At 43.1% G+C, this 13,901-nt stretch carries 7 protein-coding genes and 3 tRNA genes; all 10 read left to right on the forward strand.

Going from position 1 to position 13,901, the window contains the following annotated elements; translation table 11 throughout:
• Nucleotides 1–38: 38 nt before the first annotated feature.
• Nucleotides 39–112, forward strand: a tRNA-Arg gene (locus IV50_RS03345).
• Nucleotides 113–151: 39 nt separating this feature from the next.
• A tRNA-Arg gene (locus IV50_RS03350) sits at nucleotides 152–225 on the forward strand.
• Between the two features lie 39 nt (nucleotides 226–264).
• Nucleotides 265–338 (forward strand) — tRNA-Arg (locus IV50_RS03355).
• 129 nt (nucleotides 339–467) lie between these two features.
• Nucleotides 468–947, forward strand: coding sequence for a CtsR family transcriptional regulator (locus IV50_RS03360; protein WP_082625990.1), 480 nt, complete (start codon nucleotides 468–470; stop codon nucleotides 945–947).
• Nucleotide 948: 1 nt separating this feature from the next.
• Nucleotides 949–3,444: an ATP-dependent Clp protease ATP-binding subunit gene (locus tag IV50_RS03365; RefSeq protein ID WP_057745077.1), complete on the forward strand. Its 2,496-nt coding sequence runs from the start codon at nucleotides 949–951 to the stop codon at nucleotides 3,442–3,444.
• 282 nt (nucleotides 3,445–3,726) lie between these two features.
• Nucleotides 3,727–7,323: a DNA-directed RNA polymerase subunit beta gene (gene rpoB, locus IV50_RS03370; RefSeq protein WP_057745080.1), complete on the forward strand. Its 3,597-nt coding sequence runs from the start codon at nucleotides 3,727–3,729 to the stop codon at nucleotides 7,321–7,323.
• Nucleotides 7,324–7,449: 126 nt separating this feature from the next.
• A complete protein-coding gene (gene rpoC, locus IV50_RS03375; protein WP_057745083.1) occupies nucleotides 7,450–11,121 on the forward strand; it encodes a DNA-directed RNA polymerase subunit beta' in 3,672 nt (1,223 codons plus the stop codon).
• Between the two features lie 121 nt (nucleotides 11,122–11,242).
• Nucleotides 11,243–12,433, forward strand: coding sequence for an iron-containing alcohol dehydrogenase (locus tag IV50_RS03380; RefSeq protein ID WP_057745086.1), 1,191 nt, complete (start codon nucleotides 11,243–11,245; stop codon nucleotides 12,431–12,433).
• 99 nt (nucleotides 12,434–12,532) lie between these two features.
• On the forward strand, nucleotides 12,533–13,387 hold the full coding sequence (locus IV50_RS03385) for a methyltransferase domain-containing protein (RefSeq protein WP_057745087.1): 855 nt from the start codon (nucleotides 12,533–12,535) through the stop codon (nucleotides 13,385–13,387).
• 108 nt (nucleotides 13,388–13,495) lie between these two features.
• The gene (locus IV50_RS03390) at nucleotides 13,496–13,897 is read left to right on the forward strand and encodes a helix-turn-helix domain-containing protein (protein WP_057745092.1); all 402 of its coding nucleotides are present in this window, start codon (nucleotides 13,496–13,498) and stop codon (nucleotides 13,895–13,897) included.
• The last annotated feature ends 4 nt before the right edge of the window (nucleotides 13,898–13,901 follow it).

Consider the following 13,901-nt stretch of genomic DNA (forward strand, 5'->3'; position numbering starts at 1 on the left):
CACAACGAATTCGTTCGTTGTTTATAATTGAATATTTTGCACCTATAGCGCAATTGGATAGAGTGTCTGACTACGAATCAGAAGGTTACAGGTTCGACTCCTGCTAGGTGCATCACAACGAATTCGTTCGTTGTTTATAATTGAATATTTTGCACCTATAGCGCAATTGGATAGAGTGTCTGACTACGAATCAGAAGGTTACAGGTTCGACTCCTGCTAGGTGCATCACAACGAATTCGTTCGTTGTTTATAATTGAATATTTTGCACCTATAGCGCAATTGGATAGAGTGTCTGACTACGAATCAGAAGGTTGCAGGTTCGACTCCTGCTAGGTGCATATCATTCAAAAAACCATCAAGGTCCTTGATGGTTTTTTATTGTCGTGTTTTTTGAGTTTGACTAATGTTGACATTAAATCGATAGATGCTTATAATTATTGTCAATCTTAGTCAAAGGAGGCATGATGATGGCTGATCGCAGTATGGCTGATTGCATCGAAGATTATTTAAAAGAAATCTTACGTGACGTTGATCAGGTTGAACTAAAACGTTCTGATATTGCAACGCGTTTCAACGTTGTGCCTTCGCAAATTAACTATGTCATCAAGACACGGTTTACCTTGCAAAATGGCTATTTGGTTGAATCAAAACGAGGTGGTGGTGGTTACATCCGCATCTCAAAAGTGACAGTGGGACCAGATGCACATTTTATAGAAGCACTTTTGCAAGATTTACCAAGTCAGGTGACGGTGAAACAGGCTAATGATATTTTGACGTGTCTCACACGGGAGCATGTCTTAACTGAGCACGAGAAGTGTTTAGTGCAGACATTATTGAGTAAGGAGACATTAGAAGTGCTGGCCATGCAAGATGCACAGGCACAGTTACGGGCACGTTTATTGAGTCAACTACTAAATCGGTTACGATTTGAAAGTGAGCGTGAATAATATGGAAAAAGAATTAACAGATAGCGCCAAGACGGTTTTAATTTTAGCGCAAGAACAAGCCAAATACTTTAGACACCAGGCTGTCGGGACAGAACATCTTTTGTTGGCCTTAGCCATGGAACGTCAAGAAGTTGCTGGTAAAGCCCTTGAAAAGGCTGGCGGATATGAAGATGAAATTCGTGAAGAAATTGAATTGAACATTGGTTATGGTAATTTGAATCGTGAAGCTGATGCTGGTTACCTCCCTTATTCTCCGAAGGCAGCAGAAATGTTGCAAATGGCAGCCCAACAAGCTGATGAATATGGACAAGAACGCGTTGGTACGGAAGATATTTTGTTAGCGCTTTTGTCAGATGAAACAATTTTAGCGACCCGAATGTTACATAACCTCGGGGTTAACAATGCCGAATTACGACGTTCATTGATTAGCCAACTTGGCTTAACGCCTAAGGAACGCAAACATGGTCGCCAGAACCGTGGTAACCGAAACCAAGCCACCCAAGAAGAGGGAACCCCATTATTGGATTCACTGGCTCGTGACTTAACGGACCAAGCCCGTGAAAAGAAAATGGATCCTGTGATTGGACGTGATGAAGAGATTAAGCGTACGATTCAGATCTTGTCACGTCGAACAAAGAATAACCCAGTCTTGATTGGGGAACCTGGTGTAGGTAAGACAGCCATTGCTGAAGGCTTAGCCCAAAAGATGGTGGCTCATGAAGTGCCAGATGATTTAGCAAACAAGCGTTTGATGATGCTTGATATGGGTTCACTGGTAGCCGGAACAAAATTCCGTGGGGAATTTGAAGAACGTGTAAAAAAGATTATTGATGAAGTTCGTGAAGATGGACATGTTGTATTGTTCATTGATGAATTGCATACCTTGATGGGTGCTGGTGGCGCCGATGGTGCCATTGAAGCATCTGATATTTTGAAACCAGCTTTGGCCCGCGGTGAATTGCAAACTATTGGTGCAACCACTTTAGATGAGTATCAAAAGTATGTTGAAGCTGATGCAGCTTTGGAACGTCGCTTTGCCAAGGTTCAAGTTGAAGAACCTTCTGTTCCTGAATCAATTGAAATTTTAAAGGGTCTCCGTCCACGTTACGAAGAATACCATCAAGTTGCAATTACAGACAAGGCAATCGAAAATGCTGCAAGTTTATCAGACCGTTATGTCAGTGATCGATTCTTGCCAGATAAGGCAATTGACCTAATGGATGAAGCGGCTGCTAAGGTCCGCATTGAAGAATCTGGACACAAAACGCCTTTGGCGATGCTTCAAGATGAATTGAAAGAAATTCAAAAGACTAAGACGCAAGCGATTGAAGACCTTGATTTTGAAACTGCGGCAAAGTTGCGTCAAGACGAATTGGATCAACGTGCTGTGATTGAAGATTATCAAGCTAAGCATGCAGCTCCGGAAGGCGCTAAACCTCAGTATGATTTGAAGGTCACAGAGCATGATGTTAATGAAGTACTTGCAGAACAAACAGGGATTCCTTTAACGCAAATGGAAGAATCTGAGCAACAACGGTTGCTTAATTTGGAAAAGGTATTACATGAACATGTGGTTGGTCAAGACGAAGCAATTTCTGCTGTATCACGTGCCATTCGACGTGCCCGCTCTGGATTGAAGGATCCAAACCGTCCAATTGGAACCTTTATGTTCCTAGGACCAACTGGAACTGGTAAAACAGAGCTTGCTAAGACATTAGCTGAGGCGATGTTCGGTTCGAAGGAGAATATGATTCGTGTCGACATGTCTGAGTATCGTGAAGCTTATTCATCAAGTCGCTTAGTCGGATCTGCTCCTGGTTATGTTGGTTACGATGAGGGAGGACAATTGACCGAACAAGTTCGTCGTCACCCATACTCTGTCGTCTTGTTGGATGAGGCAGAAAAAGCACATCCAGACATCTATAACTTGATGTTACAAGTCTTCGATGAAGGGTTCTTAACAGATGCCAAGGGACGTAAGGTCGACTTTAGAAATACCATCATTATCATGACATCAAACCTTGGGGCAACCAGAATTCGTGATGAAAAGAAGGTTGGATTCGGTGCGACGTCGGCTAGTGATGATTATGAAGCGATGAAGCAAATGGTTAATGAATCAGTGAAGGAATCATTCCGACCTGAATTTATTAATCGAATTGATGAAGTTGTGGTCTTCCACAGTTTGACGAAGCCTCAAATCCATCAAGTGGTTAAGCTAATGGCTGATGAATTGTTGAATCGTGTTAAGGAGCAAGGTGTCGATGCTAAGATGACACCTGCTGCCATCGATGTTGTAGCCGAAGCTGGTTACGATGAAGAGTATGGTGCACGACCAATCCGCCGGGCATTACAAACACAGGTTGAGGACAAACTTTCTGAAGAGTTACTTTCTGGTAAAGTAACAACTGATGATCAGGTTGTGATTGGCGCAAAGCAAGGGGCCATTACAATTACAGTCAAAGCAAAAAATAAGGCAAAAACACCAGTTGAAGCCTAATCTGATAAAAAGCAAATGAAGATGCACTGCCCTTGTCTTTGTTTGCTTTTTGTTGTACAATATCAATTAGTTTTAATTGTGTATAAAAAATGTAGCTCGGTTGGAAATATTGTCCCAACCAAGTTAACGAATAGAAAGACGGAAGCATTTTTAAAAAATTGGGGATGCTTCTTGTCTTTTTTGCGCTTAAAATGCGATTTTTCGGGGTCGTTTCGGTGCATTGTAACACAATTGTAAGAAACGATCGCACACAATTAGCCAAATCAAAGTGAGGTGGAGAACTTGGTAGGAACGCTTGTAAAATACGGTAAGCACCGTGTTCGTCGTAGTTATGCGCGAATTAAGGATGTCCTTGATTTGCCAAACTTGATTGAAATTCAAACGGATTCATATAACTGGTTCTTGGATGAAGGATTGCGCGAAATGTTTACGGATATTTTGCCAATTGAAGATTTCCAAGGAAAGTTGTCATTGGAATTTGTGGACTATAAGCTCATGGAGCCTAAGTACACAGTTGAAGAAGCACGTAACCACGATGCAAATTATTCAGCACCATTGCACGTAACGCTACGTTTAACGAATAAAGAGACTGGTGAAATCAAATCCCAAGACGTTTTCTTTGGTGATTTCCCATTAATGACACCTCAAGGAACCTTCATTATTAATGGTGCCGAACGTGTTATTGTTTCTCAATTAGTACGTTCTTCTGGTGTTTATTATAATGAAGAAGCTGATAAGAATGGTCGTCCAATCTTTGGAACTACTTATATTCCAAGCCGTGGAGCATGGCTTGAATATGAAACAGATGCCAAGGGACTTGACTATGTTCGTATCGACCGTACCCGTAAGTTGCCTATGACTGAATTGGTCCGTGCCCTTGGGTTCGGTTCTGACTCAGAAATCTTACAACTTTTGGGGGATCAATATGATTCAATTAATTTGACCCTTGATAAGGATGTTCACAAGGACATCAATGATTCACGTGTTGAAGAAGCTTTGAAGGACGTTTATGAACGTTTGCGTCCCGGTGAGCCTAAGACTGCTGATTCATCTCGTTCATTGCTAACAGCCCGTTTCTTTGACCCACGTCGTTACGACTTGGCTCCAGTGGGACGTTACAAGATGAACAAAAAGCTTTCATTGAAGTCACGTTTAATCGGTTTGACACTTGGTGAAACATTAGCTGATCCAGATACTGGTGAAATTTTGTTTGAAAAGGGTACTGTAATCGATAAGAAGGTTATGGGCGTTTTGGCACCATACCTTGATCGTGATGACTTCAAGATGGAAGAACACATTCCATCAGACGATGCTGTTGTGACAAAGCCAATGCTTGTACAACGTATCATGGTTCAAGACCCTAATGATCCTGAAAATGTGCTACCAATGATTGGTAACGGTCATTTTGACGAATCAGTTCGTGATCTACAACCTGCTGATATCATCGCTGGAATGAACTACTTCTTGAACCTACAAATGGGTATCGGTCAAACTGACGATATCGATCACTTGGGTAACCGTCGTGTTCGCCGTGTTGGAGAATTGCTCCAAAACACATTCCGTATCGGTTTGAGCCGTATGGAACGTGTTGTTCGCGAACGTATGTCAATTCAAGATCCTGATACAGTGACACCACAACAATTGATTAATATTCGTCCAGTTGTTGCTGCAACCAAGGAATTCTTTGGTTCATCACAATTGTCACAATTCATGGATCAAACAAACCCATTGGGTGAATTGACTAACAAGCGTCGTTTGTCAGCCCTTGGACCTGGTGGTTTGACACGTGACCGTGCCGGATATGAAGTTCGAGACGTTCACTATACACACTATGGTCGTATGGATCCAATTGAAACGCCTGAAGGACCTAACATCGGGTTGATCAATTCATTGGCCACTTATGCCCGTGTTAACCGTTATGGATTCATTGAAACACCATACCGTCGTGTTTCATGGGATAACCATAAGGTGACTGATAAGATTGATTACTTGATGGCCGACGAAGAAGATAACTTTGTCGTCGCACAAGGAAACTCTGTCTTAAACGATGACGGTTCATTTGCAACGGATACTGTTTTGGCGCGTCATGCGGATGAAAACATGGAAGTTTCAATTGAAGACGTTGACTACATGGACGTTTCACCTAAGCAAATGGTTGCCGTTGCCACGGCTGCAATTCCTTTCTTGGAAAACGATGACTCAAATCGTGCCTTGATGGGAGCCAACATGCAACGTCAAGCGGTTCCTTTGATCAACCCACATGCACCATTAATTGGTACGGGTATTGAATATAAGGCTGCCCATGACGCCGGTGTTGCTGTTGTTGCTGCTTACTCAGGAACTGTTGAATATGTTGATGGACGCGAAATCCGCATTCGTCGTGAAGATGGTTCTCTAGATAAGTACAAGTTGATGAAGTTCCGTCGTTCTAACGCCGGAAAGAACTATAACCAACGCCCAATCGTTAAGGTTGGCGACAAGGTTGATGCTGATGAAGTTATCGCTGATGGTCCATCAATGGAACAAGGTGAATTGGCATTGGGACAAAACCCATTAGTTGCCTTTATGACTTGGCAAGGATATAACTTCGAAGATGCCATCATCATCAACGAACGTTTGATTCGTGATGATGTTTATACGTCAATCCACATCGAAGAATATGAATCAGAGGCGCGTGATACAAAGCTTGGCCCTGAAGAATTTACTCGTGAAATTCCAAATACTGGTGAAGAACAACTTCGTGACTTGGATGAACGTGGAATTATCCGTATTGGAGCTGAAGTCGAAGATGGTGACATCTTGGTCGGTAAGGTTACGCCTAAGGGTGTGACTGAACTTTCAGCCGAAGAACGCTTACTCCACGCCATCTTTGGTGAAAAGGCTCGTGAAGTACGTGATACATCATTGCGTGTTCCTCACGGTGGTGGCGGAGTCGTGCAAGACGTTCGTATCTTCACACGTGAAAACGGTGATGAATTGTCACCTGGTGTTAACATGATGGTTCGTGTCTACATTGCCCAACGTCGTAAGATTCAAGTTGGTGACAAGATGGCCGGACGTCACGGTAACAAGGGAACGGTTTCAATGGTTGTTCCTTCAGAAGATATGCCATACCTACCAGATGGAACTCAAGTTGACATTATGTTGTCACCAATGGGTGTGCCATCTCGTATGAATATCGGACAAGTGCTTGAATTGCACTTGGGAATGGCTGCTCGCGAACTTGGTATCCACGTTGCCTCACCTGTCTTTGACGGGGCCCGCGACACAGATATCTGGGATGCGGTTGAAGAAGCTGGTTTGCCAGGCGATGGTAAGACAATCTTGTATGATGGTCGTACCGGAGAAGCCTTTGACAAGCGTATTGCGGTCGGAGTTATGCACTATATGAAGTTGGCCCACATGGTCGACGATAAGATTCACGCCCGTTCAATCGGACCTTACTCACTTGTTACGCAACAACCACTTGGTGGTAAGGCGCAATTCGGGGGACAGCGTTTCGGTGAAATGGAAGTTTGGGCCCTTGAAGCTTATGGTGCTGCGCACACACTTCAAGAAATCTTGACTTATAAGTCGGATGACGTTGTTGGACGTGTTAAGACTTATGAAGCCATCGTTAAGGGTGAACAAATTCCAAAGCCAGGTGTGCCTGAATCATTCCGAGTTTTGGTTAAGGAATTGCAAGCGCTTGGTCTTGATATGAAGGTCCTTGATGCAAATGAATCTGAGATTGATTTGCGTGATTTGGATGAAGAAGAAGGTGACGATTCAGTTGTTGACTTGAAGAAGAAACGAGTTGAAACTGATGGAGCAGAAGATGCTGCCGAAACTTCTCCTGATGCGCAAGGTGTTACAAACACTAACGATCAAGAAGATTAATGTCTAATCGACTAAATTAATGTCTTCTGGTTTAGCATGAGCTAAGCCTGTAGGCATGAGCGTTGCCATTATGTCAGCATTCATGCTTGCAGGTTTAGTCTGCTAAACTGGATTGTCTATGAACCTATGAAAGGGGTCAAACCATTGATCGATGTCAATAAGTTTGAAAGCATGCAAATTGGGTTGGCTAGTCCCAACAAAATTCGCAGCTGGTCTTATGGTGAAGTAAAAAAGCCCGAGACAATCAATTATCGTACGTTAAAGCCTGAAAAAGATGGGCTTTTCGATGAACGTATTTTTGGACCTACCAAAGATTACGAATGTGCCTGTGGTAAGTACAAGCGAATCCGTTATAAGGGTGTCGTTTGTGATCGTTGTGGTGTCGAAGTCACAACCTCAAAGGTTCGTCGTGAACGCATGGGTCACATTGAATTAGCCGCTCCTGTATCACACATCTGGTACTTCAAGGGAATTCCATCACGTATGGGATTGGTTTTGGATATGTCACCACGTTCATTGGAAGAAATCATTTACTTTGCATCATACGTTGTCACTGAACCTGGTGATACACCATTGACGGAAAAGCAAATCATTTCAGAACGTGAATATCGTGAATTAAAGCAAGAGTACGGTAACGGCTTTGAAGCTGGTATGGGTGCTGAAGCGATTAAGACGTTGTTGTCACACGTTGACGTAGATGCCGAAGTTAAGCAACTTAAGGCTGACCTACGTGAAGTGACTGGTCAAAAGCGTGTTCGTGCGGTTCGCCGTTTGGACATTCTTGAAGCCTTTGCAACTTCTGGTAACAAGCCAGAATGGATGGTTATGGATGTTATTCCAATTATCCCACCTGACTTGCGTCCAATGGTTCAACTAGAAGGTGGCCGTTTTGCCACTTCTGACTTGAACGACTTGTACCGTCGTGTTATCAACCGAAACAATCGTTTGAAGCGTTTGTTGGAATTGAACGCGCCTGGTATTATCGTGCAAAACGAAAAGCGTATGCTTCAAGAAGCGGTTGATGCCTTGGTCGATAACGGTCGTCGTGGACGTCCTGTTACTGGTCCTGGTAACCGTCCATTGAAGTCTTTGTCACACATGCTTAAGGGTAAGCAAGGACGTTTCCGTCAAAACTTGCTTGGTAAGCGTGTTGACTATTCTGGACGTTCTGTTATCGACGTTGGTCCTTTCTTGAAGATGAACCAAATGGGACTTCCTGTGCCAATGGCTATCGAATTGTTCCGCCCATTCATCATGCATGAATTGGTAGAACGTAACTTAGCTGGTAACATCCGTGCCGCTAAGCGTAAGATTGACCGTCGTGATGACGACGTTATGGATGTTGTCGAAGATGTTATCAAGGAGCATCCAGTTCTATTGAACCGTGCCCCAACATTGCACCGTCTTGGTATCCAAGCCTTTGAACCAGTTTTGGTTTCAGGTAAGGCGATGCGTTTGCACCCATTGGTCTGTGAAGCTTATAACGCCGACTTTGATGGGGACCAAATGGCCATTCACGTACCTTTGTCAGATGAAGCTCAAGCTGAAGCACGTTTGCTAATGCTTGCCGCTGGACACATTTTGGCACCTAAGGACGGAAAGCCTATCGTTACACCATCACAAGACATGGTTATCGGTAACTATTACCTAACGACTGAAGAAGCTGGTCGTGAAGGTGAAGGTATGGTCTTTAGTAGTGTTGATGAAGCACGTACCGCTTACCAAAACGGTTATGTACACCTACATTCTCGTGTTGGTATCCAAACGTCTTCATTCCCTGCTGAAAAGCCATTCACTGACGAACAACGTCAAAAGATTATGGTGACTTCAGTTGGTAAGTTATTCTTTAACGAGATTCTACCTTCTGACTTCCCATACTTAAATGAATCAAATCCTGCTAACTTTGAAAAGATCGACGAACGCTTCCTCTTGGATGCGGGAGCCGACATCAATGATTACTTTGCTAACACAAAGATTTTGGCACCATTCAACAAGGGATACTTGTCAGATATCATTGCACAAATCTACAAGATTTATAAGGTTACTGAAACTTCATTGCTTTTGGACCGTATGAAGGATTTGGGTTATGACATTTCAACTAAGTCAGGTTTGACGGTTGGTATGGCTGACGTTACCGAATTGAAGGAAAAGCCAGCCATTGTTGAAGCTGCTCACAAGCAAGTTGCAACAGTGACAAAGCAATTCCGTCGTGGTTTGATTACTGATGACGAACGTTATGAACGTGTTATTGCAATTTGGAATAAGGCTAAGGATGATATTACTGAGCAACTAATCGCTCACTTCGAACCTGATAACAACATCTTCATGATGTCTGATTCAGGAGCCCGTGGTAATATCTCTAACTTCTCTCAACTTGCTGGAATGCGTGGATTGATGGCTGCTCCTAATGGACGTATCATGGAATTGCCTATCATTTCAAACTTCCGTGAGGGTCTATCTGTGTTGGAGATGTTCTTCTCTACCCACGGAGCTCGTAAGGGTATGACCGACACGGCCTTGAAGACGGCCGATTCTGGTTATATGACACGTCGTTTGGTTGACGTTGCGCAAGACGTTATTATCCGTGAAGACGATTGTGGAAGCGATCGTGGATTGGATGTTTCTGCCATCATGAACGGTAATGAAGTTGTTGAACCACTTTATGACCGTATCTTGGGTCGTTTCGCACAAAAGTCTGTTATTGATCCAGAAACTGGTGAAACAATCGTTGCGCACAACGAAATGATTGATGAAGCTAAGGCACAACAAATTCTTAATGCTGGTATCACAACTGTTAATATCCGTTCAGCCTTTACTTGTAATACTGAACACGGTGTCTGTGTTAAGGACTACGGTCGTAACATGGCTACCGGTGATATTGTCGAAGTTGGTGAAGCAGCTGGAACTGTTGCCGCTCAATCAATCGGAGAACCTGGTACACAATTGACGATGCGTACGTTCCACACCGGTGGTGTTGCCGGAAACGATATCACGCAAGGACTTCCTCGTGTGCAAGAAATCTTTGAAGCACGTAACCCTAAGGGTCGTGCCGTGATTTCTGAAGTGACTGGAGAAATCAAGTCAATCGAAGAAAATCCTGCTGATCGTACTAAGGAAGTTACCGTTGAAGGTGATACTGATACGCGTACTTACACATTGCCAATGGCAGCCCGCATGCGTGTTGCCGAAGGTGATCACATTCACCGTGGTCAAACATTGAACGAAGGATCTGCTGATCCTAAGGAAATGATTGAAGTGCGTGATACACTTGCTACAGAAAACTACCTTGTGGACGAAGTTCAAAAGGTTTACCGTATGCAAGGTGTTGAAATCGGCGATAAGCACGTCGAAGTAATGGCTCGTCAAATGCTCCGTAAGGTGCGTGTCATGGATCCAGGTGATACTGAACTATTGCCAGGAACATTGATGGACATTGCTGAATTCCGTGAAGCTAACACAAAGCCTTTGTTTGAAGGCAAGTTGCCAGCTACTGGTCGTCCAGTATTGCTTGGTATTACTAAGGCTTCATTGGAAACAAACTCATTCTTGTCTGCCGCTTCATTCCAAGAAACAACTCGTGTCTTGACGGATGCTGCGATCCGCGGTAAGAATGATCCATTGATTGGATTGAAGGAGAACGTTATTATTGGTAAGTTGATTCCAGCTGGTACTGGTATGAAGGAATACCAAGCTGTTCAACCTGAAGTAGTAGCAGAACCTGTTGTATCTAATGACGATGGTTCAAATATTCCATCAACCTCAGACATTGCAAATGCAATGGGTGAGACTACGGAATAATGTTAAAAACTCACTGACAATTTGTCAGTGAGTTTTTTCATTTACGGTTTAATTTTCTAAATAAGTGTGTCATAATGGTACTTACAAATTGTTAATGAAAATCAATGCTGGGAGGCACAATATGCAAGATTTTACTTATGTAAATAAAACAGAAATCCATTTTGGCCATGATCGTATTCAATCAGAATTACGACCAGTTTTGGAACGCTTTGGTAAGCGTGTCCTTTTGACGTATGGTGGTGGTTCAATTAAGAAAAACGGCCTTTATGATCAAGTGAAAGACTTACTTGGTGGTTTTGATATCTTCGAATTAAGCGGCATTGCGCCAAATCCAAAGATTGATTCTGTTCGTGAGGGACAAAAAATTGCCAAAGCTGAAAATGTTGACGTTATTTTGGCTGTTGGTGGTGGTTCTGTCATCGATGCCAGCAAGGTAATTGGCTCAGCGAAGTTCTACGAAGGCGATCCTTGGGACCTTGTTATCAATCCTAGTCTCCGTAAAGAAATTGACCAAGTCCCTGTTGTCGATATTTTAACTTTGGCAGCAACTGGAACTGAAATGAACTACGGTTCAGTTATTTCAAACCCAGAAACAAACCAAAAGTTGGGTACCTATGGTCCTAAGTCACCAGCGGTATCATTTGAAGATCCTGAGTTAACTTACTCAGTCTCTAAGTGGCAAACTGCAGCTGGTGCGATCGACATTATGTCACACTTGTTTGAGCAATACTTTGATAATGCTGCAAACAAGGACGTGCAAGACGGCCTTAAAGAAGGTATCATGCGTGCTGACATTAAGTGGGCCGATACAGCTTTGCAAGAACCTGAAAACTACGACGCTCGCGCTAACTTGATGTGGGCCTCAACCATGGCTTTGAACGGTATTGTGGGTCTTGGTAATGAAAACGGTTGGACAGTGCACCCAATTGAACACGAAGTCTCAGCTTACTACGATATTACCCATGGGGTTGGTCTTGGTATTTTGACTCCACGTTGGATGCAATATGTTTTGAGCGCTGAAACAGCACCAAAGTTTGCACAATACGGACGAAACGTTTGGCACCTAACTGGTGACGATGACATGACTGTGGCTAAAGCAGCTATCCAAAAGACATACGATTGGATTAAGAGTCTTGATGTCCCAATGACATTACCAGAAGTTGGTATCGATTCAGATGAACACTTCCAAGCAATGGCTGAGTCAGCCGTTAAGGTTGGACAACTTGATAAGCATGCTTACGTAAGTTTGCAACCAAGCGATGTTGTTAAGATTTTTGAAGCATCAATGACAACTGAAGGCTTTGAAGCCTAAATCAAATAAAAGCATCCAGTTTACTGGGTGCTTTTTTGCGTGCATCTTAAAATGCGGTATACTTAACAGTATTAAATCGAATGTTAGGGACTAAAGTAAATGAAAAAAATTGATCAAGGGACTGCTTTTGTGCGGGAACATGCCCACCTGTTTCAGTGCCCAACTTGTCGCGAACCGTATGAACGTGTCGAGGCACATACATTAATTTGTCCGAATGGGCATACTATTGATGTGAATAAGAAAGGGAGCCTAAATTTTCTTAACCATGCCGTTGATACTGAATACGATGATGCCATGCTTGAAGCACGCCGACGTGTACTCTCTGCAGGGTTATTTGACGGCATTATTAAGGCTGTTGCAGACCAACTCCCCACTGACCCACAAACGCTCTTAGATGTGGGGACAGGGGAAGGTACACCGCTCGCCAAATTATTAGATTTACGCCACAATCAAGATGTGGGAATCGGCTTTGATATTTCAAAAGCTGGCGTTAATCTCGGAACGCAACTAGATTCACCGGCTTTTTTTATGGTGGCTGACTTAGCACACTTGCCCTTTAACGAAAATAGCTTGGACGCTATCGTTGAATTCTTTTCACCAAGTGCTTATGACGAATTTAACCGTGTGTTAAAACCAGGTGGACGGCTAGTTAAAGTGATACCTAATGCAGGCTATTTACATGAATTACGTGAAATGCTCTATCCAGTTGATTCAAGTAATCATACGTATAGTAATGAAAAGGTACTAACACGCTTTATGGAACGTTATCCGCAAGCTAGCCAACAGACCGTTACGTATACTTGGGATATCCCAGCCGATAAATATGTTGATCTGTTACACATGACACCATTACATTGGGGTGCCCGCCCTGAAGCCCAAGCCCTAGCAGAAAGCACACCTCTGCAGCGTGTGACAGTTGATGTGACGGTGTTAATGGTACCTCAAGTCGATTAAATTCTGTGCCTTTTTCCACAGAAAACTGTGGAAAAATAACGGAGAGTTCGGTAAAATGGTCATAGTTATGATTATTAAATTTAAGTAAAGGGAAATCGAGGGCACATCATGTTTCCAGATCGTTTGCGTGAATTACGAAAAGGCCGTGGTATCACATTGGAAAATTTAGCTGATGCCATGAATGAACAGCTAGATCCAGGTCAAAAACCAAATACGGCAGCGCAAATCGGTAACTGGGAACGCGGTGATCGATCACCTTCGTATTTGGAAGTCTGCAAATTGGCAGACTTTTTTGAGGTATCGTTGGACTTTTTAGTTGGACGAACGATGGCCGAAAAAACAGACCTATCCTTACTCTTTCTATCAGGTAAGGAAATTGATTTTAATGGGAAACCGTTAACTGATCAACAACGGTTTGATATTTTCCAATATGTAAATGCCTACTTAAACCCAGCCGTAGATATGAGTGATGGAGATGTCATGATCAACCATCAAGAAAACCTTTTTTAGGAGC

The organism is Weissella viridescens (assembly GCF_001437355.1).
Classification (GTDB): Bacteria; Bacillota; Bacilli; order Lactobacillales; family Lactobacillaceae; genus Weissella; species Weissella viridescens.